Here is a 26,346-nt window from a genome sequence, read left to right as displayed (position 1 = left end):
CGGAGTTTCCTCCGGCCCTTCCCTAAATCATGTGCGCTTCGATCAGGCGCCGGTCACGTCGGCCGTATCGACCTTCACGCCGGGGCCCATCGACGACGACAGCGCGATCTTGCGGACGTACTTGCCCTTCGCGCCGGCCGGCTTGGCCTTGACGATCGCGTCGACGAAAGCGTCGAAGTTCTGGCGGAGCTTTTCCTCGCCGAACGACAGCTTGCCCAGACCGGCGTGGATGATGCCGACCTTTTCGACGCGGAATTCGATCTGACCGCCCTTGGCGGCCTTCACGGCTTCGGCGACGTTCGGGGTCACGGTACCCAGCTTCGGGTTCGGCATCAGGCCCTTCGGACCCAGCGTCTTGCCGAGGCGGCCGACGATGCCCATCATGTCCGGCGTCGCGATGACGCGGCCATAGTCGAGGTTACCCGCGAGCATGTCTTCCATCAGGTCTTCGGCACCGACCTTGTCGGCGCCGGCGGCCAGCGCCTTGTCGGCATTGTCGCCGCGCGCGAACACGGCAACCTTGACGTCCTTGCCGGTTCCGGCGGGCAGCGTCACGACGCCGCGGACCATCTGGTCGGCGTGGCGCGGATCGACACCCAGATTCATCGCGATTTCGAGCGTTTCGTCGAACTTGGCCGAGGCCAGCTCGCGAACGGTCTTCAGCGCTTCGTCGACGGTGTGCAGCTTCAGCGCATCAACCTTGCCCTCGAGGGCTTTCTGCTTCTTGGTCAGCTTTGCCATCGGTTCAGCCCTCCGTCACTTCGAGGCCCATCGAGCGCGCGCTGCCCTCGATGATCTTCGTCGCTTGTTCGATGTCGTTCGCGTTGAGATCCTTCATCTTGATCTCAGCAATTTCGGCGAGCTTCGAGCGCGCGATCTTGCCACCGCTGATCTTGCCCGGCTCCTTCGAACCCGCCTTCAGGTTCGCGGCCTTCTTGATCAGATAGGTTGCCGGCGGCGTCTTCGTCACGAACGAAAAGCTCTTGTCGGCAAAGACGGTGATGATCGTCGGGGTCGGGGTGCCTTTTTCCAGGGAATCGGTTGCGGCGTTGAACGCCTTGCAGAATTCCATGATGTTGACGCCGCGCTGACCGAGCGCCGGCCCAAGCGGCGGCGACGGGTTGGCGGTGCCGGCGGGCACCTGCAGCTTGATGTAGCCGCTAATCTTCTTAGCCATGATGGCCTCCTGTCTTTCTGTCGGTCCGCCACTAAGGGCAAACCTCAAAATTAGCGGTCGAACAGAAGGGCATCACCCCTTCCTCCCGCGCGGAATCACGCCCTTATCTGACGCGAAGCGGCGCGCATAAGCGCAAACGCCGCAGAAAACAAGCCTTATGCCGAGGGATCGTAGCGGATCAGTCCTTCCTGCACCGCCGAGGCGATCAGTGTGCCGTCGCGGCGATAGATGCGCCCGCGGTTGATCCCGCGCCCGCCGCCGCTCCAGTCGCTGTCCATGACATAGACGAACCATTCGTCGACGCGAATCTCGTCATGGAACCACATCGCATGGTCGAGGCTGGTCGAAAACAGGCCGGGCGTGTCCCACGTCATCGCGTGCGGCATCAACGTCGTCGAAAGCAGCCCCATGTCGGAGGCATAGGCGAGCAGCGCGCGGTGGATCAGCGGATCGTCGCCGACGGGCGACGAAATGCGGAACCATTCATATTGCATCGTCGCCTTTTCGGACGGCGGCGGGCGGAAGGCGCGGACCTCGAACGGGTGCATGCGCGCCATATGCTCGATGCGCCGGTCGCTGATCTTGGGATCGACCGCGATAAAATCGGCGAAGTCCCAGCATTCCTCGGGCGGCAATATGCCCGTCATCGGGATCTGGTGCGAAAGCCCCTTCTCAGGCGCCTGGAACGATGCGGTGAGGTTGAAGATCACCTTGCCGTCCTGGCGCACGACGACGCGGCGGTTGGCAAAGCTGCGCCCGTCGAAGTCGCGGTGGACGCGGAAATGGAGCGGTTTCGCTTCATCGCCGCCGCGCAGGAAATAGGCGTGGAGCGAATGGACGGATTTGCCCGGATCGACGGTGCGCGCCGCGGCGACCATCGCCTGCGCGATCACCTGTCCGCCGAAAATGCGCTGGCGGCGCGGCTTGGTGAAGGCGGGGTAAGTGAATTCGTCGGGCTCGTCCGCCGCTTCGAGATCGAAGAGGTGGACGATATGCCGGACGAGCCGTTCGCGATCGACGCTGGCGTAGATTTCGCGCGCATGGTCGGCGCGAGCCTGCATCTCTTCGGGAGTGAGGCTCATGGCGCGTTCCATTCAGCGGATTTCGCGCGCGCCGTCAAAGGCGCGCCGCGATGTTATTTGAAGCGTTCGACCTGTTCGAAGTCGAGTTCGACCGGGGTGGCGCGACCGAAGATCGAGACCGACACCTTGACGCGCGCCTTTTCGAAATCGAGTTCCTCGACCAGCCCGTTGAAGCTGGCGAAGGGACCGTCGAGCACCTTGACCTGATCGCCGATTTCGTAGTCGACGCGGATTTCCTGCTTCGGACGGGCCGCGGCCTCTTCCTTGCTGTTCAGGATGCGCGCGGCTTCGGCTTCGCTGATCGCCTGCGGCTTGCCCATCGAGCCGAGGAAGCCGGTGACCTTCGGCGTGTTCTTGACGAGGTGATAGACATCGTCGGTCATCGTCAGCTTGGCGAGGACGTAGCCCGGGAAGAACTTGCGTTCGGCCTGAACCTTCTTGCCGCGCTTCACCTCGGTGACGGTTTCGACCGGCACTTCGACCGCTTCGACGAAATCGGTCAGGCCCATGCGTTCGGCTTCCGAAAGCACCGAATCGCGAACCTTGTTCTCGAAACCCGAATAGGCGTGAATGATGTACCAGCGCGCCATGTGTATCCGTATCCTGTCCCTGTAACCGCGGGCGTTAGCGCGCGAGCGACGTCAGCCAGCTGACGATCGCGTTGAAAACCGTGTCGACGCCGAAAAAGAACAGCGAAAGGATCGTCGTCATGATGATCACCATGATCGTCGTCTGTACCGTTTCGCGGCTGGTGGGCCACACGATCTTGCGGGCTTCGGCGCGTACCTGATTGATGAACTCAGCCGGGCTGGTCTTCGCCATGTCGATCGTCCTGTCTTTTTGCGTCAATGATCCGGGCCAGATGGGTTGCCGCCCCCCACGCGTCAAGCGCGCTTGGGGCAATAGTCCGCCCACCCTCCCCGAGCAAATCGGCGAAAGGCGGAAGGAAAACGGCGCATCTGTCCGAATGAAAGCGGCCTTTACTTGCGCGATGCGGCGATTGCAAGTCAAAGGCGGGCAAGCGCGCGCTGCATCCAGAGCAGCAGCCCGGCCATGACAATCCAGCTGACCGTCGGCTGGAGTGCGAACAGCAGGTGCAGTTCGCGGGCGGCCGCCCCGCCGTTCCGCGGGTCGAAACCGACAAGGTCGAGCAGAAGATAGCTGACCGCGATCGCGGCGGCGACGCCGAACTTCTGCATCAGGTTCAATAGCGCGAAGAGAAAGGCCGACCGATTGCGGCCGCAGCGGCGGGCGTCCTGCGGGATCAGGTCGGCGAGCATCGAATAAGTGAAGAGCAATCCCACGAACCCCGTCCCGAGCATCAGCGAGAAACCCACCGCCTGCCCCAGACCCTGCGGCTGCCGGAACAAGGTCGCAACGAGCAGGCTGGAAATCAGGAGTCCCATTGCGATCATCATCGGCGGCTTGCCGAAACGGCGTGCGAGGAAGGTCCAGACGGGCGACGCGAAAGCCCCGCCAATGAAGCTGGCGAAGAGCAGCACCGCGCTCTGCGCGTCGAGATCGAGCACCGCGGCGGCGAAGAAGACGAAGAGCGAGGTCAGCGATCCGAAGGCGAAGCTGTTGAGGAACTGCACGCCCAGCAGCAGCATCAGCGGCGGGAAAGACAGCGAGGCGCGGATCTCGTGCCGCCAGCCGATGCCGGGTTCGGCCACGACCGCGCGCGGCGGGACGCGGCGGATTGCGAAGAGTGCGATCGGGACCATCAGCAGGAAAAGGCTGGCATAGGCCATGATCCGCCCCTGCAGGCTGATCCCCGGAATCAGGAGCTGCGCCGCCGCGGGGGCGGCAAAAGCGAGGATCAGCGCGATCTTCGCGAACCAGTCGCGCATCCCATAGAGAAGCGCGCTGTCGGCCGGCGAGCGCACGAGTGCAGACCCCCACGATAGCTGCGCAACCTCATAGAGGCTGTAGCTCGAATAAAAGAAGATCATCATCACGAAGAGCGCCGCGAAGGGCAGCCGGTCGCCGACGGTCACCAGGGCGAGCAGCAGCAGCGCCAGGGGTATGATCGCGAGCATCATCCAGCGCCGGTGCGCGCCGAGCCCGGTGCGCACGCGGTCGACCATCGTACCGATCAGCGGATCGACGACGCCGTCCCATATCGTCGTGAGCGAGAAGAGCAGCCCGACCAGCGCCACCGAAATGATGCCGCCCTCGGCGATATAGGGCGGCAGGTAAACGCTGAACGGCAGACCGAGGATCACCGTCGGTCCTGCCGTCGCAGCATAGGCGACGACCGTCCGCGGCCGCAATGCCGGGGTTTCGTCGGCGTGGACGGCCGAAGGCAAGGCAGTACTGGCCAAGGCGCGATGCTCCCGAAACAGGAGATGCCAAGCTTTCAGTTATTGACAATCATGTCAACAGGTCGCGGCAGCCGGCAGAGCCGCGCTAGCGGATATTGAAATGGGAGAGGAAAGGCTGGAGCCGCCAGTCGATTTCTTCCGGGTCGAGCCATTCGTCCTCGATCCCCATCAGCGTACTGAGCATGGAATCGCCGACGACGATATCGAAAAACAGCCGCGCGGCCGCCTCCGGACGATCGATGTCGGCCTTGCCGGTCGCCGCCCATTCCGCGAACAGCTCGATCAGCTCCTCCAGCGCGGGCACATGCAGGTCGCGGTAAATCTGCATCGCGAATTCGTGGTCGCGCAGGCTCTCGGATATCAACATGCGCATCAGGGCAACGGCGTGCGGCGATTCCATCAGCTCGCTTTGGCGATGCGCATAGCTCTTCAGGATTTCGACGGTCGACAGCCCCCGCGTCGCGTCGTCGTCGAGCGACCGCAGCATCGCTTCGTCGCACCAGCGCGTCGCGATCGCGCGAAGCAGCCCCTGCTTGTTGCCGAACAATTCATAGAGCGTCGCAAGCGAGCCGCCCGAACGCCTGACGATTTCCGCGAGGCTCGTGCGCTCGTACCCCTGTTCGAGGAACAGCGCCTCGGCGGCATCGAGGATCGCGCCCTGCCGCCGTTCGCGTGGTGATAGCCTATCCATTTGACATAAGGCCGATTCCGAGATGCTCAATTTTTATCCCCCTCCCTTGCGCTTTTTTGTAATTTATATTACAGGGCGCCTCAACGCAAGCTTTCGCGTATAAACAAATCCCGCACAACTGCGATTTTTTCAGGGGTCCATATGAGTCGCGTACGTCCTCTTGCAAGCGCCGCCGGCGCTGCGCTGGCGCTTTTGCTGGCCTCCTGCTCCTCCGAAGCGCCGCCGGCACCGCCGCCGCCCGAAGTCAATATCGTGACGATCCGTACCCAAGCGGTGCCGAACGTCATCGAGTTGCCCGGCCGTGTCCAGGCGTACCGCACGTCCGAAGTGCGCGCGCGCGTCGACGGCATCGTCGAACGGCGCCTGTTCAACGAAGGCAGCTTCGTGCGCGCCGGGGCGGCCCTGTTCCGCATCGATCCGCGCCAGCTGACCGCCACAGCCAACGCGGCGCGCGCGCAGCTCGCCCGTGCGCAGGCGACCGCCGCCAATGCGCGGCAGGTCGTGGGCCGCTACCAACCGCTGCTCGCCGACCAGGCGATCGGCAAGCAGGAATATGACGCCGCCGTCGCCGCGCAGCGCACTGCCGAGGCCGATGTACAGCAGGCGCAGGCCAATCTGGAATCGGCACGCCTCAATCTTGGCTATTCGATGGTCACCGCCCCGATTTCGGGCCGCGCGCGGCGCGCCGAAGTGACCGAGGGCGCGCTCGTCAGCGCCGGCCAGGGCACGCTCCTGACGACGATCGAACAGATCGACCGTGTCTATGTCAATTTCGGGCAGTCGAGTTCGGATCTGCTCGCGACGCGCCGCGAGATGGGATCGGGCAAGGTCAGCGTGCCGCAACTCGAGCGCGTCGAAGTCCAGCTGATCCTCGAGGACGGCACCGCCTTTCCGGTCGTCGGCCACCTCGACTTCCTCGACCTGTCGATCGACGAGGCGACGGGCACGGCCGCGCTGCGCGCCGAGTTCCCGAACCCAAATTCGGCGTTACTGCCCGGCCAGTTCGTGCGCGCGCGCATCTTTGCGGGCAACCGCGCCGACGGCATGCTGATCCCGCAGCGCGCGGTCAAGCTGGCGGCCGATACCGCGAGCGTGATGGTGCTCGACGCCAAGAATATCGCGACACCGCGCCCGGTGAAGCTCGGCACGATGGTCGCGGGCCAGTGGGCGATCCTCGACGGGCTGAAACCCGGCGACCGGGTGATCGTCGACGGGCTGCAGAAGGTGCAGCCAGGGCAGCCGGTGCGCGTTGCGCAGCCCAAGGGAACGGCCTCGACCCCCGCGGCAAAGCGTTGATCTGACATGACCCCCCGCTTTTTCATCGACCGGCCCATCTTTTCCTGGGTCATCGCCATCGGTATCCTGCTGTCGGGCATCATCGCCCTGCGCGGGCTTCCCGTAGAGCAATATCCGACGGTCGCGCCACCATCGCTGACGATCGGCGTCACCTATCCGGGAGCCGACGCTAAGACGCTCGAGCAGAATGTCACGCAGGTCATCGAGCAGGAACTGAACGGGGTCGAGGGCTTCCTCTACATGGCCTCGACCAGCGAATCGAACGGCACCGCATCGATCAACCTGACCTTCGAGGCGGGGACCGACATCGATAATGCGCAGATGGAGGTGCAGAACCGCCTGCGCCGCGTCGAGCAGCGCCTGCCCGAGGATGTGCGCCGTCAGGGCATTTCGGTCACCGAGGCCAATTCGGGCTTCCTGCTGATCGTCGCGATCACGTCAAAGAGCGGCAACACCGACCCGATGGAGATCAACAACTTCGCCAACACGCGCGTGCTCGACGAGCTGCGCCGCGTGAACGGCGTCGGCAACGTCCAGGCCTTCGCGCCCGAATATGCGATGCGCATCTGGCTCGACCCGCAAAAGCTGGCGTCGCACAATCTGTCGCCGGCGGAGGCGCTCGGCGCGGTGCAGGAACAGAACAGCCAGACGCCGGGTGGCCAGCTCGGCGACCAGCCGCTCGCCAAGGGCGCGCAGCTCAACGCCGTCATCACGACGCAGGGCCGCTTTACCAAGCCCGAGCAGTTCGAGAGCATCATCCTACGCGCGAACCCCGACGGGTCGGCGGTCACGCTGGGCGACGTCGGTCGCGTCGAGCTGGGCGCGGCGAGCTATCTCTTCTCGTCCGAACTCAACGGCAAGCCGATGGCGGGTCTGGCGGTCCAGCTGACCCCCGGTGCCAATGCGCTGTCGACGGCGACAGGCATCCGCGAGCGAATGGACGCGCTGTCGAAGGGCTTCCCGCCCGACGTGACCTGGTCGATCCCGTACGACACCACGCCCTTCATCAGCCTGTCGATCGAAGAGGTGGTGAAGACGCTGGGCGAGGCGATGCTGCTCGTCTTCCTCGTCATGTTCCTGTTCCTCCAGAACTGGCGCGCGACCGTCATCCCCACCGTCGTCGTTCCAATCGCGCTCGCGGGCGCATGCCTTGGCCTGTGGATGTTCGGCTTTTCGATCAACGTGCTGACGCTGTTCGGCATGGTGCTGGCGATCGGCATCCTTGTCGACGACGCGATCGTCGTGATCGAGAATGTCGAGCGCATCATGAACGAGGAGCATCTGTCGCCCTATGATGCGACGGTGAAGGCGATGAGCCAGATCACCTCGGCGATCGTCGGCATCACGCTGGTGCTGATCGCGGTGTTCATCCCGATGGCGTTCTTCCCCGGGTCGACCGGCGGCATTTATCGCCAATTCTCTATGACGCTCGCGATCTCGATCGCCTTCTCGGCGCTGCTCGCGCTCACGCTGACGCCTGCGCTCTGCGCGACGCTGCTGAAGCCGCACGACCAGACCGAGCGCAAGGGCCGCATCGGCGCGTTCTTCGACCGGTTCTTCGGCGGGTTCAACCGCTGGTTCGGAAGCACGACCGACCGCTATCAGGGCGGCGTCGGCAAGATGCTCGCGACGCCGCTGCGCTGGCTTGGCGTGTTCGTGGCGATGGTCGCGATCACCGCATTGCTCTTCACCCGCCTGCCGGGCTCTTTTCTGCCGCAGGAAGACCAAGGCTATCTGGTCACCGTGATCCAGGCACCCCCGGGCGCCACGACGCAGCGCACCAACGAGGCGACCAAACAGGTGAAGGCCTTCTTCGCCGAACAGCCGCAGGTCGCCAATATCGTGTCGGTCAACGGCTTCAGCTTCTTTGGGCAGGGCCAGGCGAACGCGATCATGTTCACCCCGCTGAAGCCGTGGGACGAGCGCAAGGGCGACGGCGACAGCGCCGACGCGATCGCGGGCAAGGCGATGGGTGCCTATGCGAACATCAAGGAGGCCTTCGCCTTCTCGCTAAGCCCGCCGTCGATCCCCGAACTCGGCACGTCGAGCGGCTTCACCTTCAAGCTGCAGGACCGCGGCGGCAACGGGCGCGACGCGCTGATCGGCGCGCGCAACCAGATGCTGGGTGGCGCGATGCAGAGCAAGCTTCTTGCCAACGTCCGCCCGGAGGGTCAGGAAGATGCGCCGGTGCTGAAGGTCGACATCGACCGCATCCAGGCGCGCGCGCTTGGGCTGTCGATCGGCGACGTCAATGCGACGCTCGCGATCAGCTTTGGTAGCGCCTACGCCAACGACTTCACCCGCGAAGGCCGCGTGCTGCGCGTTCTGCTGCAGGCCGACGCCGCGAGCCGCATGACCCCGCAGGACGTACTCGACCTGCGCGTGCGCAGCGCGGCGGGGAACATGGTACCTTTCGGATCGTTCAGCACCGCTGAATGGTCGGCCGAAGCCCCGCAGCTCCAGCGCTATAACGGCTATCCCGCGATGACGATTTCGGGCGAGCCCGCGCCCGGCCAGTCGACCGGCGAGGCGATGGCCGAGATGGAGCGGCTGGCGCAGACGCTGCCCGCCGGCTTCTCCTTCGAATGGACGGGTATCTCCTATGAAGAGAAGCAATCGGCGGGCCAGATCGGCATGCTGCTCGGCCTGTCGCTCGTCGTCGTCTTCCTGCTGCTCGCGGCGCTTTACGAAAGCTGGTCAGTGCCCGTCGCGGTGCTGCTAGTCGTGCCGCTCGGCGTGCTCGGCGCGGTGCTCTTTTCGATGCTACGCGGACTGTCGGCCGACATTTATTTCAACGTCGGCCTGATCACGATCATTGGGCTCGCGGCGAAGAATGCGATCCTTATCGTGGAGTTCGCCATCGAGCAGGAAGCCGAGGGCAAGTCGACGCTCGACGCGGTGATGGAAGCGGTGAAGCTGCGTCTGCGGCCGATCATCATGACCAGCCTGGCCTTCATCCTGGGCATGGTGCCGCTCGTCATCGCAAGCGGTGCCGGCGCCGCCAGCCGCATCGCGGTCGGATCGGGCGTGATGGGCGGAATGATCGCGGCAACCTTGCTGGGCATCTTCTTCATCCCGCTCTTCTATCTATCGGTACGCAAGTGGATCAGCCGCAAGCGGCCGCCCGCCCCTGCCGAAAAAGGACATCATGAGGAACCCGGTCATGCGTAACCTGATTGCGCTGCTCGCAGCGACGACGCTCGCCGGATGCGTCAACATGGCGCCCAGACACGAGCGCCCGGCGCTGCCCACCGCACCCGCCTACCCGGCCGAATTCGCGGGCGACGTGACGCTCGGGCAGCGGGCGACCGAGGTCACCTGGCGGGACTTCTTTGCCGATCCGCAGCTTGAAGTGCTGATCGCGCAGGCGATCGAACGCAACCGCGACCTCGCCGTCGCGGTCGCGCAGATCGAGGAAGCCCGCGGGCTGTACCGTATTCAGGACGCCGACCGCCTGCCGACCGTCGGTGCGAGCGCAGACGCGGCACGCACGCGCGGCCCGTCGCTGACGGGCCCCGGTACCGCCACGACCAACCGCTATTCGGTCGGCGTCGGCGTGACCTCGTTCGAGCTCGATTTCTGGGGGCGCGTCAAGAATCTGTCCGAAGCCGCGCGCAGCCAGTATCTCGCGACCGAGGCGGCCGAGCGTGCGTTCCGGCTTGCGCTGGTCCGCGACGTTGCCTCGTCCTATTTCGCGTCGCGCGGCGCCGACGAACAGATCACGCTCGCCGAAGCCACGGTAACGAGCCGCAAGGAAGGGCTGCGGATCGCCAAGCGCCGCCTCGACGCAGGGGTCACCTCGGCGCTCGACTATCGCCAGTCCGAAACGCTGCTGACGCAGGCCGAGACGCAGCTTGCGAGCCTGAAGCTAGGCAAGGCGCAGGCCGACAATTTCCTCGCCGTGCTGACCGGCGGACCGGTGACCGGTCCCCTGCCCGCGCCGCTGCCGCTCGTCCAGCAGGGTCAGTCGCCAACGCTGACCGCGGGGCTGCCGTCGGACCTGCTCGTCGCGCGGCCCGACGTCGTCGCCGCCGAAGAGCGGCTGCGCGCCGCGCGCGCCAATGTCGGCGCTGCCCGCGCCGCCTTCTTCCCGTCGATCTCACTCACCGGCAACCTTGGATTCGCCTCGGGTTCGCTCGACAATCTGTTCAGCAACGATGGTTTCGGCTGGAGCTTCGGCCCGTCGATCAGCCTGCCGATCTTCGATTTCGGGCGGAACAAGGGCAATCTGACCGTCGCCGAGGCGCGCGAGAATATCGCCGTCGCGACCTATGAACGCACCGTGCAGGGCGCCTTCCGCGAAGTCGCCGACGCGCTTGCGGGACGCCGCTACCTCGCCGAACAGGTCGAGGCGCAGGAACGCGGCACGCTCGCGACGCGGCAGATCGCCGACCTCGCGCGCAAGCGGTATCGCGAAGGCGTTTCGACCTATCTCGAAGTGCTCGACGCCGAACGCAATCTGTTCGCCGCCGAACAGGCGCTGATCGAGCTGCGGCGAGCGCAGGTCGACAATCTCGTGACGCTCTATGTCGCGCTGGGCGGCGGGCTGGTCGAGCGCCGCTGAACCGCGACGCTCGGCCCTTTACCGGGCGACCGCCAATGCGGGCAGGCTCGATCCCGCGCTTGCCAGTTCGCGTTCGGCCTGCGTGAAACCATAAGCCGGAACGATCGCGTCGGCACGGCCAGACACATCGGACCAGCGTGCGACGAGCTGCTCGCCCGCATCCGCCACCGCGCCGACGTAGTGTCCTTCCGACAAGGTCACATCGGCCGTGGCGAAATGTCCCGCTCCGGCGCAAAGGATTGCACGCGTCGGCGCATTCTCGCCGACCAGCGCCAGTAAGCCGGGGCTGACGAGCGCAGGGTCGAGCAGCTCGAGGCTGGCGTCGGCGAGCACACCGTGCGTCATTTGCGTCGCGGCAGTCGGCGCAAGGCTGTTGACGCGGATACCGTATTTCTCGCCCTCGATCGCCAGCGTCTGCATCAGGCCGACGAGCGCCATCTTGGCGGCGCCATAATTGGCCTGCCCGAAATTGCCCCACAGGCCCGATGACGAGGTGGTCATCACGATGCGCCCATATTGCTGCGCGCGCATCACGTCCCACACCGCCTTGCAACAGATTGCGGCGCCCATCAGGTGGACGTCGACGACCAGACGGAAATCGTCGATGCTCATCTTGGCGAAGCTCTTGTCGCGCAGGATGCCCGCGTTGTTGATGAGGATGTCGATGCGGCCCCACGCATCGATCGTATCGCGGACCATCGCATCGACTGCGGTCTCTGCGGTCACCGAAGCCGCGATCGCCAGCGCCTCGCCGCCATTCGCAACAATCTCCGATGCAACCTGCTCGGCAGCAGGCAGCGCGAGGTCGTTCACCACGACGCGGGCGCCCTGTTTTGCGAGGTAGAGCGCATGGGCGCGGCCCAATCCGCCGCCGGCGCCGGTGACGATCGCTACGCGGCCCCGCAGCGGCAAAGTTTCATGTCCCATATCGATCTCCATTTCACTCTCTAGTGAGTTAATATATTGAGCAAGCGAAAGGTGCACGGATGATCCGGTCCGTCCGACTAAGCCTTTTTGCAGATTTGCCGGAAGCCCGCCGCCATGAACGACGCCATACGCGCCTTGATGGCTTCAAAATCTTCGGACTTGCAGACGCCGCCCGACAGCTTGTCGATGCGCCCGGTGCGCGCGAGCGTGACCATCAGCGCGCCGGTGACGAAATGATAGCCCCAGAAGATGTCCTCTTCGGCGCAATCGGGCATCGCCTTTTTCAGAAGCTCGATCAGGCGGAGCACGACAGGGTCGAAATGGCTGTCCATCAGCTCGGCGCCCCATTCGGGGGTGTTGGCGACCTGCGCACCGAGCGCGCCGTAATTCTTCCACCCCTCACCGCCGTGGATATACAGATCGAGGTCGGTGTCGAGGAAGGCGTGCAGCGCGCCCTCGATCGTCGGCTTGCCGCCGCTTGCGCGATCATATTCGTCGAGCGCCTGCATCCGCTTGGTACTCGTCACCACCGCGCGCCGCGCGAAGACGGCGTCGAACAGCTTTTTCTTGTCCTCGAAATAATAGTTGAGCAGCGTGTGGTGGACGCCGACGCGCTTTGCGACATCCTTCAGCGTCACGCCGTGCAGGCCGTGCCGCGAAAACAGCAGTTCGGCCTCGTCGAGGATCTGCTCCATCGTCTCGGCGCGCTGTTCGGCCTTGGTCGATCGCCGACGCGTTTTCGCCTCTTCTGTCACTCGTCCGACTCTCAGTTCCTGTTTCGTTGCCGCCCCTGCCGCAACGTCCCCATGCCGATCAACCCGCGCCATGGTCGTTCCGCAAGCGAATCTTATCGATTTTTCCGGTCGGCGCCAGCGGCATGGCGGAAAGGCGTACGACGGCATCGGGAATCCACCAGGGCGCCACCCGGCCCGCAAGCGGCGCGAGCAGGTCGGCGTCGCTGATGTCGACGCCCGAGCCGAGTTCGACGAGCAGCACCGGCCGCTCACCCCATTTGGGATCCTCGCGGCCGATCACCGCGGCGAGCGACACCTGCGGCAGCGCGCCGACGACCGCCTCGATCTCGGCGGGGTTGATCCACTCGCCCCCCGACTTGATCAGATCCTTGGCCCGGCCCGTGATCGACAGGTTCCCGCGCGCATCGATCCGCGCGAGGTCGCCGGTCGCGAACCAGCCGTCGGCGTCGGTCGCGGACTCCGCTTGCCCGAGATAGCGTTCGACCACCGCCGCCCCGCGAACACACAAATGCCCCTCGGCCCCGCGCTGTTCCGGCAGGGCGATGCCGGCCGCGTCGGTGAGCAGCAGGTCGACGCCGATCGCCGGACGTCCAGACACCGATGCGGTGCGCAGCGGGTCATCCGGCGGCGCAATCGTACCGAGCGGCGACAATTCGGTCATGCCCCAGCTCGTCTGGACAGTGACGCAAAGGCATCGCTCGATGCGCTCCATCAGCGCGGGCGCCATCGGCGCGCCGCCGACGATGACGCGTTTGAGCGAGGGCAGGTCACCGCCCGTCGCCTCGATATGTTCGACAACGCCGAGCCATACCGTGGGAACACCGACGCCGACCGTCACGTCCTCGGTCGAGATCAGCCGCGCGAGGCTCGCGCCGTCGGCCTGCCGGCCGGGAAGCACGAGCTTGCCGCCGACCGCGGGCAACGCGAAGGGCAGGCCCCAGGCATTGGCGTGGAACATCGGCACGACGGCGAGCACGGCATCGCGATGCGTGAAGGCCATCACGTCGGCCTGCAACGCACGCAGCGTGTGCAGAAAACTTGCGCGGTGCGTGTAGGTTACGCCCTTTGGCGCACCCGTCGTTCCCGAGGTGAAGCAAAGGCCGGCAGGCGAACATTCGTCAAAACCGCCCCATGCTGCCCCGCCCGGTGCATCGGCAATCAGCGCCTCGAGCTCGTGGAGCAGCGGCGCGGCGGCGGGCCAACCGACGGCGGGTCCGTCGATCACCAGCACCTGCGCGATCGCGGGAGCACGCTCGACGATCGACCGCGCAAGCGGCAACAGGTCGGCGCTGGCGATCAGCAGCTTCGCGCCCGATTGCACCGCCATCGCCGCGAGTTGCGGCGCGGTGAGGCGCGGATTGAGCGTGTGGCAGACGGCGCCGATCCCCATCGTTGCATACCAGGCCTCGACATGCGCCTGGCTGTTCCAGGCGAGCGTCGCGACGCGATCGCCCTCGCCTACCCCGAAGCCGGCAAGCAGCGACGAGATGGCAAGACTGCGGTCGCGCAGCATCGCATAGCCGACGCGGGCGACGCTCCCGTCCTCGCGTGCGGTGACGACCTCGGCCTCGCCGTGCCAGCGCGCGGCGTGATCGAGGAATTTGTCGAGGGTCAGCGGGTAATCCTGCATCATACCGTGGATCATGGACAGTTCGCGTCCTTCGCGAGGACGGGCGAGACGATCCCCGTATTCCAGTTCCACGGCTGATTGCCCGCGGCGCGGCGGCGGCAAACCGCGGCTTCGTGCAGCGCATACATGCCGGGCATCAGCCGCGCGCCGGGACGCGGCACATCGGCGAAGGCCATGAACGCGGCGTCCTTGCCATAAGGGCGCCAAGCCGCCTGCCCCGCCGCCTCAGGCTTCCCCGTCTTGGCGAAGGAGACCCAATAATCGCCCATCGCGCTGGCGAATTTGCGCTCGGCGACGGTATCGGGGATTTTGGGCCAATAGGGCGGAGTGTCGCCGGCGGTGCCGAATACGAACGGGATTTCGGCGGCGTGGAAGCCATGCAGGCCATATTCGCTCGCGGCGGGATAGCCATGGTCGAAGAGGTAAAGATAGCTCGGCTGACCGAGCGCGGTCTGCTTGATCGCGAGCCGTTCGGACGTCCAGCCGTAAAGCGCATCGCGCGGCGTCGCGAGGATCGTTTCGGCGAGATCCTTTGCGGGATAGAGTTTGAGCCACGCGTCGGCGAGGTCGCCGTATCGTTCGCGGATCGCGGCCTCATACGCAGCGGCATTGGCGGGCACCGGCGGCGCGAGAATGCGCAGCGAACGGATCTCACCGATGTTGAAGCCCGCGATCATCGGCACCGGCGCCTGCTCGCCGCGGTCGAAGATGTCCACGAGCTGGCCGGGCAGGATCTTTCCGTCGACGGTGCCCCACGGGAAGTAACCCGCCTTCGCTGCGCCTTCGGTCAGCGCGACCGGGTCGATCCGGCGCAGCGCCGCGATATCGGCGGCGCCAAGCGTGGCGGCGACCCTCTCGCCCGTTGCTTCGGCGGCAGGTTCGCCGTGGCGCACTTCCTTGAGCGACGGTGTCGAGATCATATAGGCGCTCTGCGCGATCGCCTTGTGGAACAGGCCGCGCGCCCTTGGCGAAGCCATCAGATACATCACGCTAAGAGCGCCCGCGGACTCGCCCGCGATCGTGATGTTGTTCGCGTCACCGCCGAACGCGCGGATATTCGCCTGCACCCATTCGAGTGCCGCAATCTGGTCGAGCAGACCATAGTTGCCCGACACGCCATCAGGCGATTCCGCGCTGAGGCCCGGATGCGCCATATAGCCGAGGACACCGAGGCGGTAGTTGATCGACACGACGATCGCCCCCCGCGCCGCGAGCTTGGCGCCGTCGTACATGCCTTCGTGGCTGTAGCCGGTGGCGAGCGCGCCGCCGTGGATCCAAACGATCACCGGCGCATCTTTCATGTTTTCGGGCGCCCATATGTTGAGCGTCAGGCAATCCTCCGAAATCTTCGCGGGCGGATTGGCATAGATGTGCACCGCGGTCGGGCGCGGCTGGATGCAGGCGGCGCCGAAGCTCTGCGCCTTGCGGACACCTTGCCATGTGGGCAGCGGCTGCGGCGCTTTCCAGCGCAGTGGCCTGACGGGCGGCTGTGCAAAGGGAATGCCCTTGAACTCGCGGACCTTGCCGACGCTCTTGCCCTCGAGCGTGCCGGCGGGCGCTTCGACCACCGGGCTCGCGGCGATGGCGGGTGCCGCCATCAGAAGCCCGGCCGCCGATAATGCAGTGCTCAATTTCTTCATGCCGCTAACTCCTGCGGGCCGTCCTCTCGGCGCAGCCGCCGCGCGAGCCAGAGGAAGAGACCGATCGCGATCAGATAAAAGGGCGTCAGCGTGTAGAGCGCCGTTTGCAGCCCGTGGAGGTCGCCCTGCGCCTTGAACCAGTCGCTGGCGAAGCCGACCCATGTCGGCCCCAGCCCCAATCCGATGAAGTTCATGATGAGCAGCAGCAAGGCGCCCGCGAGCACGCGCTGGTTCGGCTTCACTTCTTCCTGGACCAGCGCGACCGAGGCCGAGAGGTAGAAATAGTTGAAGATCATCACGACGGTGAGCAGCGCCAGCGCGAGCGGCCAGCCTGGCGCCCAGACGAATGCGACGTAAAAGGGCATCGCCACCACCAGTGACAACGCAGGCGCAATCGCATAGCCGGCGCGCGATTTGCGGACCATCCGGTCGATCACGCGGCCCGAGACGATCATCCCGCCGCCCATGCCGATCAGCAGCACCAGCGCATACCAGATCGCGACGTCACCCAGTTCCATGCCCTTTTCGCGCATCAGAAACAGAACCGCGAAATTGCCGAGGCCATAGGTAACGAACTGCGTCGCACCGCTGCCCAGCGCCGCGAGCATCAGGATCGGATGTGAGAGGAACATGCGGACCGTTGGCCAAAAGGCCGCCTTTGCGTCGGCGCTTACGGGCGGAGCCGCGACATCGGTCGCGCCGCGCTTGGGCTCGCGCACCGTCAACCAGACCACCAGCGCTGTGACGATCCCGATCGCGCCCACTGCGATGAAGGGAATGCGCCAGCCGAAACGCTCGGCGATCGCTGCGCCGAACGCCACCCCCGCAGCCGCACCGATCGCCGGGCCGAGGTTGAAGATGCCGAGCGCCGCAGCGCGCTTGCCCGGCGGATAGGTATCGGTGATGATCGCATAGGAGGGCGGCACGCCCCCCGCCTCCCCAAAGCCGACGACCATGCGCGCAACGACCAACTGCGTGTAATTAGCAGCCATGCCGCACGCGACGGTCGCGCCGCTCCAGATCGCGCAGGCCGCCGACAGGACGCCGACGCGGCTGGTGCGGTCGGCGAACCAGCCGACGGGGATCGCAATGAAGCAATAGAACATCGCGAAATAGAGCCCGCTGATCAGCCCGAGCTGGCCGTCGCTGATCTGCAACGCATCCTGAATCGGCTTGGCGAGGATCGAGAGCAACTGCCGGTCGAGGAAGTTCAGCACATAGACGAAGCAGAGCATCCCGAGCACGAAGGTGGGGTTACCCCCCGGCCGCGTGGACGCTGCGGCCGGGGAGAGGGAGGCTTCTGCATTCGCCATCGACTTAGAGCCCGTAGCCGAGGCGAATACCGAAGGTGCGCGGACGCATCGTCCCGAAGCGGCTGTTCAGAAAGGCCTCGGGGTGGATGTAGGTGATCGAATGATCGTCGAAGAGATTTTCGACATAGAGCTGCGCCGAGATATCGCCCTTCTTCAAACCAAAGCTGAGGTTGACGTTGCTGTAGGCGTCGGTCTTTCCGAACGTCGCCAGCGGGACGTTCGGCGCGCCCGGGGTGTTCGGAAAGCTGCTGTTATACGCGCCGATATGCTGCGCGTTCACCGCCAGCATCGCGTCGACGTCGGTAGCGAGCTTGAAATTATACGACATATAGGCCGACCCCTGGATCCGCGGCGCCGACAGGCGGTGCCCGAGCACCGCGCCCGAAATCGCCGCCTCGGCGGGCGACAGCTTGGTGATCTTGGAGTCGTTGTAGGCGCCGTTGAAGCCGATCGAGACCCCCGTCGCCGGAACCACATTGACCTCGAACTCGAACCCCTTGCTGCGCGCCGCGCCGATGTTGGTCGCGAACTGAACCGAGTCCGACACGCGGTTCGCCTGCGCCTGAATGTTGCTCCAGTCGATCAGGTAGAAGGCGGCGTTGATGCTGACGCGCCCGCCCAGCCAGCGTCCCTTCGCACCGACCTCATAGCTTTCGAGACTGTCCGAGGTTGCGCCGAAGGGGATGATGATGTCGTTGGCATCGACGACGCTCGCCCGGCCGGCAAAGGCGTTGACGATCGGCGCGCGGAAACCCGTCGAGAAGGTCGCATAGGTGGTCAGGGTCTCGCTCGGCTTGAAGGTCGCGCTCGCCTTCCACGACGGTTTCGACCCCTTCGCTTTCAAGCCGGTGACCGCGGCATAAGGTGTGAACGTCGTGAAATTGACCGGGAGATACGCTCCCGTGGGCCCCTTCAGACCGGCAAGCGCCGCCTGAAGATAGTTGAGATTGAAGAAGCCCGGCGCCGTCGCGAGATAGCCGCCCGCCTCGGTAAAGCCCTGCGCCGACGTCTCGCCATAACGCAAGCCGCCGGTCAGCCAGAAATTGTCCGAGAAGCGATAGGTCAGCTCGCCAAAGCCTGCGAGTTCCTTGCTGAGCGAATGGGTATATTGCTTCTGATAATATTGGTCGGGCAGCCCCGTCATATTGCGCGACTCGAGAAACGCGGGGTTCGACCGGTAGAAATAATCGACGTCGCGGCGGCGATCGAGATAGAAGCCGCCGACGACGAACTGGAATGGCCCGTCGAGCGTCGACGCGAGGCGCGTTTCCTGGACGAAGACCTTGTCATAGCCATCGGCGTCCAGACCGAAGGCGATCGGCGCACCGGCGAAGGAGCCGGGCTGGAACGTACCGGCGAGATCGACGTAGAAGCGCTGGTCGAAATCCGAATAGGTCGACGAACTGGTGAGCTTCGCGAAGTCGAATTCATAGTCGATCGTCGCGTTGGCAATCAGCTGCTTACCGGTGAAGCGGTCGGGCTGGTCCGAGACGCGCTTGTTGCGCCCAAGCGACGGGCTGGTCAGCGAGCTATCCTTGGGATTACTATATTCGTAGGAGCCGAGCAGCTTGATCGAGAGGCGATCGGTCGGGCGCCACAGCAAGGTCGCGCGGCCGCCGTAATCGATCAGCGTGTTCGAATTCTTCACGCCCGTCCCGACATTGTCGAGATAGCCTTCCTCGTCGCGGTAGAAGCCGACGACGCGCAGCGCGAGCTTGTCCTCGACCAACGGCACATTGACCATCGCGTTATAGCGCTGGCGGATCGAATCCGATCCGGTGAGCCCGAGATCGACGAGCGCCGACACATCGAAATCATTGAGGTCGGGGGTCTTCTGAAGAATGCGCATCGCGCCCGACAGCGAGCCCGAGCCGAAGAGCGTGCCCTGCGGCCCGCGCAGGAATTCGACACGCTCGACGTCGAACAAATTGGGGTCGACGACGGTGGTGTTGCCGATCGTTGATACGGGCAGTTCGTCGATATAGATCGCGACCGAGCTTTGCAGATTGGCATTATAGCCGTTGGTCGCGATGCCGCGTGCGGTGAAATTGTTGAAGTTGGCGGTCGGCTTATTGAGCACGACGCCCGGCGTCTCGCGCCCGATGCCTTCATAGCCGACGATGCCCTTTTCGGTCAGCTCTTCCTGCGAAAAGGCCGAGATGCTGATCGGTACATCCTGAATGCGTTCGGCGCGGCGCGTCGCGGTGACGATGATGTCGTTGCCGCCCGGCGCCTCATCGGCCTGCGGCGTTCCGGCAGCATCCTGCGCGGCAGCGCCCGCCGGGATTGCGAAAAGCGCGCCCGCGCATACGGACGCCAACAGCTGAACCCTCATCTTGCCCTCTCCCAAAAGTCGCCGCTCGATCGCCGGCATGGCGCATTCATGACAGCGGTTCGGCGGCGAGTCAACATTCACTCTCACGAGTGTGAATGAAATATGCAGGGTCAGAAGATGTGTTAGGATGCAGAAGATATGCGAGCCCGGCGCCGAAAATCATTCCGGTCCGGGCGCGGGCGTTGCTATGTCCGCGCCGAAACGTGCGGCAACGCGCGCGCCTGCAACCCGGAAAGCCGCAATGACCCAAGAAACCCCCGCCTTGCTCAAGGATATTCTGGGCCCGCAAGCACTGCAGACGATCGGCGATGCGGGGATGGCGGCGTCGTCATGCTTCGATCGTGCCGCCTTTTTGTCCGCTGCGTCGGCCGGGCTCGATACGCTGTCGATCATGGAACGCGTGCGCCATATCGCCGACGCGCTCCGTGCGGCGCTGCCCGGTGATTATGTAGCGGCGCTCGATATCGTCCGCGCGATGGCGCCGCGGCTCACCCATGGGTTTCAGGCAATGGCGGTCACCGAATATGTCGCGCGCTATGGCCTCGATGATTTCGACCGGTCGATGGAAGCACTCGCCGACTTGACACGCTTCGGCTCGGCGGAATTTGCGATCCGCCCGTTTCTGGCGGCGGATATGCCCCGCGCGCTCGCGACGATGATGGGGTGGACGGGCAACGAGGACGAGCATGTACGCCGGCTCGCGAGCGAAGGCGCGCGGCCGCGCTTGCCCTGGGCGGCGCGCGTTCCGGCGCTGAAGGCCGATCCAACGCTGGCGGCGCCGATCCTCGAGGAGTTGAAGGCCGATCCGAGCCTGTACGTCCGCAAATCGGTCGCAAACCATCTGAACGACATTGCCAAGGACCGGCCCGATTGGCTGCTGGAGCGCCTCGCGGAATGGTCGCAGGACGATGCTCGCACGGTATGGATCATCCGCCATGCGCTGCGGACGCTGATCAAGAAGGGCGATCCCCGCGCGCTGGCGTTGATCGGAGTCGGCCATGGTGCGGCGGTAAGCGTGCGGAATTTCGCGATCACCCCGGCGGCTGTCCATCTCGGCGACCGGATTGCCATCACGGCCAACATCGCATCGGCTTCACCCGACAATCAGCGGCTGGTGGTCGATTATCGCATTCATTATGCCCGCGCGGGCGGCAAGAGCGCCGCCAAGGTGTTCAAGCTGAAAACGTTCGAACTCGCGGCGGGGGAGACCGCGTCGCTCGTTATCAGCCAGACAATCCGCGACTTCAGCACCCGCCGCCATCATCCGGGGCGGCACGAAGTCGAGTTGATCGTCAACGGGCAGGTGATGGCAACCGCAGCGTTCGAGATCCTGCCGACGGCCTGATCCCGGCGGGCGGCTTTGCTTATCCCGGTGGCGGCGCGGTGGCCGCGTCGGGCGGCGGGCGCCCTTCCTGAATCGTTGGACGCCCCTCCGGCATCGGCAGGCGCAGGTCGATCCGGCTGCCGTTGATTTCGGTCGTGATGACCGCATTGTCTCCCTCGATACCGATGCGCGTCCGGTCGCCGATCGGGATGTCGCCGATGTCGGGAATATCGAGCGGCTCGACGGGGCCGGTCGGATCGACGACCCTCTTGGGCCGCGGCGCGGCCTTCTTGCCCGATGCCTCGGTCATGAAGTCGCGCCAGATGCGCGCCGGCAAGCCGCCACCCGATATGCCCTGCAGCGGCGTATTGTCGTCGTTGCCGATCCACACGCCGACAACGAGTCCGTTGGCGTAGCCGACGAACAGCGCATCGCGATTGTCCTGGCTGGTGCCGGTCTTGCCGAAATTGGCTTGCGGCAGGCGCGCGGCGCGGCCGGTGCCGCGATTGACCGCGGCACGAAGCATCTGTTCGATGTCCTCATGCTCGCTCGACCCGAAGCTCGACGGGCCCGAGATCAGATTCTCGAACCAGCCTTTTTCGTCGGCCTCGAACGCGTGCGGCTCGACCGGATAGCTGTTCGCCGCGACCGCGGCATAGGCGGCGGTGAGTTCGAGCAACGTCATGCTCGACGTGCCGAGCGCGAGGCTGGGATCGCCCTTCGCCATCGGTGCGGTGACGCCGAGGTCGCGCGCCATATCGATGACCTTGTCGTCGCCGATCTCGCGGAGCAGCCGCACCGCGGCGACATTGCTCGACGAGGCGAAGGCGTCTTCGAGGCTGATTTCCTTCGAATAGGCGCCGCCCGAATTTTTGGGACGATAGGAGCCGGTCTCGATCGCGCTGTTGTCGATCATGTCGTCGGGGTCCCAGCCGGCGCGGAGCGCCGCGAGATAGACGAACAGCTTGAAGGTCGAACCCGGCTGGCGACGCGCCTGCGTCGCGCGGTTGAAGGGCGATGCGGCATAATCCTTGCCGCCGATCATCGCGACGACCTCGCCATTCGGGCGCATCGCGACGAGCGCGACCTGCGCCTTGCCCAGCCCCGCACGCCCGGTCACGCGGCGCGCAACCCCCTGCAACCGCGCGTCGAGCGTCGTCGCGATCGTCTGGCGCGAATAGCCGACGTCGCTCAATTTGCGCGCCTCGGGCAGCGCCCAGTCGGCGAAATAGGTGCCCGTCGGCAGCGTGTTGCGGCTGCGCACGTCGATGCGCGGGGTGCGCAGCGCCCCCCGCTCCTGCTCGGTGAGATAGCCTGTCGCAACCATAGCGTTGAGCACCAGCTTCATGCGCTTTTCGGCGAGGTCGGGATTTTTGGTCGGCGCGAGGCGCGACGGCGCCTGCACCAGTCCCGCGAGCATCGCGGCCTGCGCCGGGGTCAGTTTCTCGGGCTGGCGATAGAAATAGTGGAGCGAGGCAGCACGCAGGCCATAGGTGTTGTCGCCGAAATAGGCGTTCGACAGATAGCGTTCGAGTATCTCGTCCTTGCTCAGCCACGCCTCCAGCCAGAAGGCGATCAACGCCTCGCGCGCCTTGCGGCCGAGCGTGCGTTTAGGTGTCAGGAAGGTGAATTTCGCGAGCTGCTGCGTGATCGTGCTGCCGCCCTGCGTGCGTCCGCCGGTGACGTTGCTCCACACCGCGCGCGCGATGCTGCGCGGGTCGACACCCCAGTGTGTGTAGAAGCGCCGGTCCTCGATCGCGAGAAAGGCGCCGGTCACATGCTTGGGCAGATCCGCCGCCTTCACGGGCGTGTCGACGATCGCCCCGATGCGCGCGATCGGGGTGCCGTCGGAGGCAAGCAAGGTGATTTGCGGTGGCGCGATCGGTTCGAGCGATTTCGAGAGCGGCGCGGTGAGCGCGAGCCAGCCGACGAGCAGGATGAAAATCACGGAGAAGATCGCAAAGCCGCGCGAGATGCGGCGCATCCATTTGCGGCCGCGCGTCTCGGGCACAATGGGCGGGGGAGGCGCGGCCATATCGGCGAACGGACCACCCGGCGTCGCGGCGAGGGTTGGATCGGGGCCTTCGGGTTTACGGAACCATTTCATGCGCAGCGCCCGTATTACAACCCCAACACAGCATAAGCAATTGCGTTATATGCCGCGACCGATCGGTCCTATTCCTCAAGAAGGACAGCGACTTGACCGGCGGGCCGGGGTAAGAAAGGAAAAGCCCAGCCCGTCCGGAGAGCGATGACATGAGCCATGCAGCCACCCGCTATTGCGACCTGGTGATGAAGGGCGGCATCACGAGCGGCATCGTCTATCCCAACGCGGTACTGGCGCTCGCGCGCGATTTCCGATTCAAGAATATCGGCGGGACATCGGCGGGCGCGATCGCCGCGGCCGCCACTGCGGCGGCAGCCTTGGGCGACCGCAGGCATGTGGCATCGGGATCGGCGGCGCCCTCCCCCCCGACTCTCGGCTTTGCGGGGCTCGAACGCGTTGCGGCGCAGTTGTCGTCGCAGGGATTCATTTTCGGCCTGTTCCAGCCCGCGCGCGGCGGGCGCAATGCCTATCGATTGATCGTTACTCTCGCCGGGAACGCGGGGGTGCTGCGCAAGGCCTTGGTGGCTGCGGTGGCGGTTGTGGCGATCGCGCCGCTCGAAGCGCTGCTTCTGCTCGGCCTGTTCGTTGCGGGCGGGTACTGGCTCGCGGGTACGGCCGGCGTCGCCGCCGTGCTGTTGCCGTCGGCGATCTGCGCTTATCTCGGCGCTGCGATTGCCGCCGTTTTGCGTGTTGCGCGCGTCACGCGGCGCAATCTGCTCGGGCTTTGTTCGGGCCTGAGTGTGCGGAAGGATGGCAAGCCGGCGCTGACCGAATGGCTGCACGAGGTCCTGCAATTATTGTCAGGCAAGGACATCACGGAGCCGCTGCTGTTCGACGATCTGTGGGCGGCGCCGCGTTATCCCGGCGAGCCGAGGACCGAAACGGCAATCTCACTCCAGATGATCACGACGGGCGTCTCGCATCACGAGCCGCGGACGCTGCCCTTCACCGACGCGACGTTCTGGTTCCTGCGCGAGGAGTTCGACCTGCTCTTTCCAAAAACGCTCGTTGACGCGATGGTCGCGATGGCGGGTTCGCCCGATAGGGTCGGGGAGAAGGATTATTATCGTCTGCCCGGCGAGGGCCGGATGCCCGTTCTGGTGGCGATGCGGATGAGCCTCAGCTTTCCGCTGCTGATCAGTGCGGTGCCGCTCCACGAACCCGTCGGGAGGCGCACGCTCCGCAGCGAGACCGAGGGAGATACACTCGACGACGGCGAGGACGCCAAGGAGACGACGCTGAGCCAGAGCACCGACAGCCTGGCCACCGGCGGCGAGGCGCCGCTCTCCTTGATCGAGGGTTTCCGCATCTGCTGGTTTTCCGACGGCGGCGTTTCGAGCAATTTTCCGCTCCACCTGTTCGACGCCCCACTGCCGCGCTGGCCAACGTTCGCGATCAACCTCGTCTATCCGCAAAGCAGCGACGATCCGCAGGTCGAGAATCCCGAACCCCGGAATCCGCGGGACGAGGCCGAGGCCGCGGTGTGGCTTCCGCTGCACAACAACCGCGGCTGGCAGCGCAGCTATAGCTCGATCGCCCGGCCGCTCGCATTGGCCGAGGTGTCCGGCTTCGTGTTTGGTATCATCAGCACGATGCAGAACTGGCGCGACCTGTTGCAGTCGCGCGCGCCCGGACAGCGCGACCGGATCGTCCATGTCGCGCTCGACAAGGTCGAGGGCGGGATGAACCTCGACATGTCACAGGAGATATTGGACAGCATTTCATTGAAAGGCACGGTCGCGGGAGAGCGGCTGTACCAATTCTCTTTCGACAATCATTATTGGGTGCGGTGGCGGAACGTTGCCTCGGGCCTCCAGCGCTACACGATCCGGATCGCCGCCAGCGCGAAGGTCGTTCCGCCGATCCCCGCCTATGAGGCGGCCTTTGCGACGGTGCGCACCGGAACGCCGCCGCCGGTGTCGTATAAATTCCGGTCGACCGAGGCCCAAACCGCCGCGCAGACGCTGTTCGCCGACCTGGTGGCGCGTGGCGAGGAGTGGGACGACCTCGGCCCCGACCTCAGCGACGGGACGCCGCGGCCGCTCCCCCAGATGCAGATCACGCCGATCTATTAACTGGCGGGATCGTCGCGGTCCTGCTGCGGCGAGGGTTGGTCGTCCTTCTTGATGAAGCTCATCTTACCCTGCGGCTCGAGGATCGCCCACGCGACCTCGGACATCCGCGCGATACCGGCGAGCCGCATTTCGGACAGAATCTCGTCGCGCGTCAGCCGGTCGCGCCGCAGATTTTCGGTCACGATTTCGCCGTCGCGCACGACCACGCGCGGGGTGCCTTCGAGCAGGTCCTTGGCACGCGGGAACAGATAGGCGGTCCAACTGAGCACCAGCGCCCAGAAGGCGAATGTACAGATGGCGAGCGTCGCGCCGGTCAGGCTGAAGTCGTTGTGCGTCACGCCCTGCTGGATCAGATCGCCGAGCACGACGAGCACGACGAATTCGAACGGCGTCATCTGGCCGAGTTCGCGCTTGCCGAGCAGCCGGATCAGTCCGAAGAGGATGAAGAACATCACCGTGGCGCGAAGCACGATATCCATCAGGGCAGCACCTTGATGCGAAGCGGCATCGCGCCGATACGCCGGCCGCCGTCAAAGACCGCGATTTCGCCCGCAGTTCCCGCGAACAGCGGCGGGTTGATCTGGCCATCGATCTTGATGTGGAGGCTGTCGCCGGCGTCCAGCGGCCCGTAGGAAAAATGAAAATGGCCGTCCTCGAAGCTCTCTTCGGCGGGCGCCGGGATCATCGTGTTGACGGTCATGTCTTGCCAGAGCGCGGGCGATACGGCGACCACCGCGTCGCCCAGCGGAACGTCGGCGGTCAAAGTGATGTCGGTTTCAAAAAACTCGCCGTTGCGAATGATCGTCGGCGTCTTCACCGTCAGGCGCACGTCGCCCAGATCGGCCGTGCGCGGCGGGCTTGGCTGGCCGCCGGTGAAGCCGAAGGCTGCTGCCAGTAAGAGGCCACTGAGGAGAAGGATCGATATCGGGCTGGCGTGCCGGTCCCACAGGCGTTGCGATGGCTTGGCATCAAGTCCTTCCAGCGCCTGCATCCAATCCTCCGGCCTGATCGCAAATGTCCTGCGACCGCAATAGTCGAGGACGCCCGCCTCCATCAGAAACGCGCGCCTATTGGACGCTTGGCGCGGCAGTTCGTTCCGCCGTCGC

General features: G+C 65.1%; 21 protein-coding genes. 5 read left to right on the top strand and 16 right to left on the bottom strand.

All coding sequences use genetic code 11. The features are described from left to right. Positions 1-42 precede the first annotated feature (42 nt). The 7 genes from rplA to ASD73_RS15880 all read right to left on the bottom strand — a co-directional run bounded on the left by rplA (position 43) and on the right by ASD73_RS15880 (position 5,274). Positions 43-741 (bottom strand): 50S ribosomal protein L1, encoded by a 699-nt coding sequence (rplA, locus tag ASD73_RS15910; RefSeq protein ID WP_056373862.1) that lies wholly within the window; start codon positions 739-741, stop codon positions 43-45. A gap of 4 nt (positions 742-745) precedes the next feature. Next, positions 746-1,177 carry a 50S ribosomal protein L11 gene (gene rplK, locus ASD73_RS15905; RefSeq protein ID WP_056373860.1) on the bottom strand — a complete coding sequence of 144 codons (432 nt, stop codon included), beginning with the start codon at positions 1,175-1,177 and terminating at the stop codon, positions 746-748. Positions 1,178-1,332: 155 nt separating this feature from the next. Beyond that, entirely contained in the window at positions 1,333-2,259 is a 927-nt protein-coding gene (locus tag ASD73_RS15900) for an acyl-CoA thioesterase (RefSeq protein ID WP_235534518.1), read from the bottom strand. Positions 2,260-2,312: 53 nt separating this feature from the next. Beyond that, complete coding sequence (gene nusG / locus ASD73_RS15895; RefSeq protein ID WP_037516051.1) at positions 2,313-2,849, bottom strand: transcription termination/antitermination protein NusG; 537 nt, start codon at positions 2,847-2,849, stop codon at positions 2,313-2,315. A 34-nt stretch (positions 2,850-2,883) separates the two neighbouring features. Next, positions 2,884-3,081: a preprotein translocase subunit SecE gene (gene secE, locus ASD73_RS15890; RefSeq protein WP_056373858.1), complete on the bottom strand. Its 198-nt coding sequence runs from the start codon at positions 3,079-3,081 to the stop codon at positions 2,884-2,886. Between the two features lie 185 nt (positions 3,082-3,266). Continuing rightward, positions 3,267-4,583, bottom strand: a complete 1,317-nt coding sequence (locus tag ASD73_RS15885) for an MFS transporter (RefSeq protein WP_162248167.1) — start codon at positions 4,581-4,583, stop codon at positions 3,267-3,269. 85 nt (positions 4,584-4,668) lie between these two features. Further along, positions 4,669-5,274, bottom strand: coding sequence for a TetR/AcrR family transcriptional regulator (locus ASD73_RS15880; protein WP_056373854.1), 606 nt, complete (start codon positions 5,272-5,274; stop codon positions 4,669-4,671). Positions 5,275-5,415: 141 nt separating this feature from the next. Between ASD73_RS15880 and ASD73_RS15875 the strand changes: the two genes are divergently transcribed. Genes ASD73_RS15875 through ASD73_RS15865 form a run of 3 tightly spaced genes read left to right on the top strand, consistent with a single transcriptional unit; the run spans position 5,416 to position 11,134 of the window. Continuing rightward, positions 5,416-6,570 carry an efflux RND transporter periplasmic adaptor subunit gene (locus ASD73_RS15875; protein WP_056373852.1) on the top strand — a complete coding sequence of 385 codons (1,155 nt, stop codon included), beginning with the start codon at positions 5,416-5,418 and terminating at the stop codon, positions 6,568-6,570. A gap of 6 nt (positions 6,571-6,576) precedes the next feature. Continuing rightward, entirely contained in the window at positions 6,577-9,741 is a 3,165-nt protein-coding gene (locus ASD73_RS15870; RefSeq protein WP_056373850.1) for an efflux RND transporter permease subunit, read from the top strand. Beyond that, positions 9,734-11,134 (top strand): efflux transporter outer membrane subunit, encoded by a 1,401-nt coding sequence (locus ASD73_RS15865; protein WP_082521633.1) that lies wholly within the window; start codon positions 9,734-9,736, stop codon positions 11,132-11,134. The genes ASD73_RS15870 and ASD73_RS15865 overlap by 8 nt, the downstream gene beginning before the upstream one ends. An 18-nt stretch (positions 11,135-11,152) precedes the next feature. Here ASD73_RS15865 and ASD73_RS15860 read toward each other — a convergent pair whose 3' ends face one another. The 6 genes from ASD73_RS15860 to ASD73_RS15835 form a co-directional block, all read right to left on the bottom strand. Further along, the gene (locus ASD73_RS15860; protein ID WP_200934968.1) at positions 11,153-12,061 is read right to left on the bottom strand and encodes an SDR family NAD(P)-dependent oxidoreductase; all 909 of its coding nucleotides are present in this window, start codon (positions 12,059-12,061) and stop codon (positions 11,153-11,155) included. A 77-nt stretch (positions 12,062-12,138) separates the two neighbouring features. Beyond that, positions 12,139-12,816, bottom strand: a complete 678-nt coding sequence (locus ASD73_RS15855) for a TetR/AcrR family transcriptional regulator (RefSeq protein ID WP_056373848.1) — start codon at positions 12,814-12,816, stop codon at positions 12,139-12,141. A gap of 58 nt (positions 12,817-12,874) precedes the next feature. Then, positions 12,875-14,461, bottom strand: coding sequence for an AMP-binding protein (locus ASD73_RS15850; protein ID WP_056373846.1), 1,587 nt, complete (start codon positions 14,459-14,461; stop codon positions 12,875-12,877). Beyond that, positions 14,458-16,086 carry a carboxylesterase/lipase family protein gene (locus ASD73_RS15845; RefSeq protein ID WP_056373844.1) on the bottom strand — a complete coding sequence of 543 codons (1,629 nt, stop codon included), beginning with the start codon at positions 16,084-16,086 and terminating at the stop codon, positions 14,458-14,460. The genes ASD73_RS15850 and ASD73_RS15845 overlap by 4 nt, the downstream gene beginning before the upstream one ends. After that, on the bottom strand, positions 16,083-17,399 hold the full coding sequence (locus tag ASD73_RS15840; RefSeq protein WP_056373842.1) for a spinster family MFS transporter: 1,317 nt from the start codon (positions 17,397-17,399) through the stop codon (positions 16,083-16,085). The genes ASD73_RS15845 and ASD73_RS15840 overlap by 4 nt, the downstream gene beginning before the upstream one ends. Before the next feature lie 4 nt (positions 17,400-17,403). Beyond that, the gene (locus ASD73_RS15835; protein ID WP_056373839.1) at positions 17,404-19,734 is read right to left on the bottom strand and encodes a TonB-dependent receptor; all 2,331 of its coding nucleotides are present in this window, start codon (positions 19,732-19,734) and stop codon (positions 17,404-17,406) included. 241 nt (positions 19,735-19,975) lie between these two features. Here ASD73_RS15835 and ASD73_RS15830 point away from each other — a divergent pair, with 241 nt between their 5' ends. Continuing rightward, positions 19,976-21,079, top strand: coding sequence for a DNA alkylation repair protein (locus ASD73_RS15830; protein ID WP_056375138.1), 1,104 nt, complete (start codon positions 19,976-19,978; stop codon positions 21,077-21,079). Between the two features lie 19 nt (positions 21,080-21,098). Here ASD73_RS15830 and ASD73_RS15825 read toward each other — a convergent pair whose 3' ends face one another. Beyond that, entirely contained in the window at positions 21,099-23,165 is a 2,067-nt protein-coding gene (locus ASD73_RS15825; RefSeq protein ID WP_082521631.1) for a transglycosylase domain-containing protein, read from the bottom strand. A gap of 149 nt (positions 23,166-23,314) precedes the next feature. Here ASD73_RS15825 and ASD73_RS15820 point away from each other — a divergent pair, with 149 nt between their 5' ends. After that, positions 23,315-25,240, top strand: coding sequence for a patatin-like phospholipase family protein (locus ASD73_RS15820; protein ID WP_056373837.1), 1,926 nt, complete (start codon positions 23,315-23,317; stop codon positions 25,238-25,240). Here ASD73_RS15820 and ASD73_RS15815 read toward each other — a convergent pair. Both ASD73_RS15815 and ASD73_RS15810 read right to left on the bottom strand, forming a co-directional pair. Continuing rightward, positions 25,237-25,719, bottom strand: coding sequence for a DUF421 domain-containing protein (locus ASD73_RS15815; RefSeq protein WP_056373835.1), 483 nt, complete (start codon positions 25,717-25,719; stop codon positions 25,237-25,239). The genes ASD73_RS15820 and ASD73_RS15815 overlap by 4 nt on opposite strands. Further along, positions 25,719-26,231 carry a hypothetical protein gene (locus tag ASD73_RS15810; protein WP_156377433.1) on the bottom strand — a complete coding sequence of 171 codons (513 nt, stop codon included), beginning with the start codon at positions 26,229-26,231 and terminating at the stop codon, positions 25,719-25,721. Before ASD73_RS15810 ends, ASD73_RS15815 begins: the two co-directional genes overlap by 1 nt. Positions 26,232-26,346 lie beyond the last annotated feature (115 nt).

The sequence above is a fragment of the Sphingopyxis sp. Root154 genome, assembly GCF_001427105.1.
GTDB lineage: Bacteria > Pseudomonadota > Alphaproteobacteria > Sphingomonadales > Sphingomonadaceae > Sphingopyxis.
The sequence above is the reverse complement of the archived record's forward strand: the minus strand, read 5'-3'. Positions and strand labels throughout refer to the sequence as shown.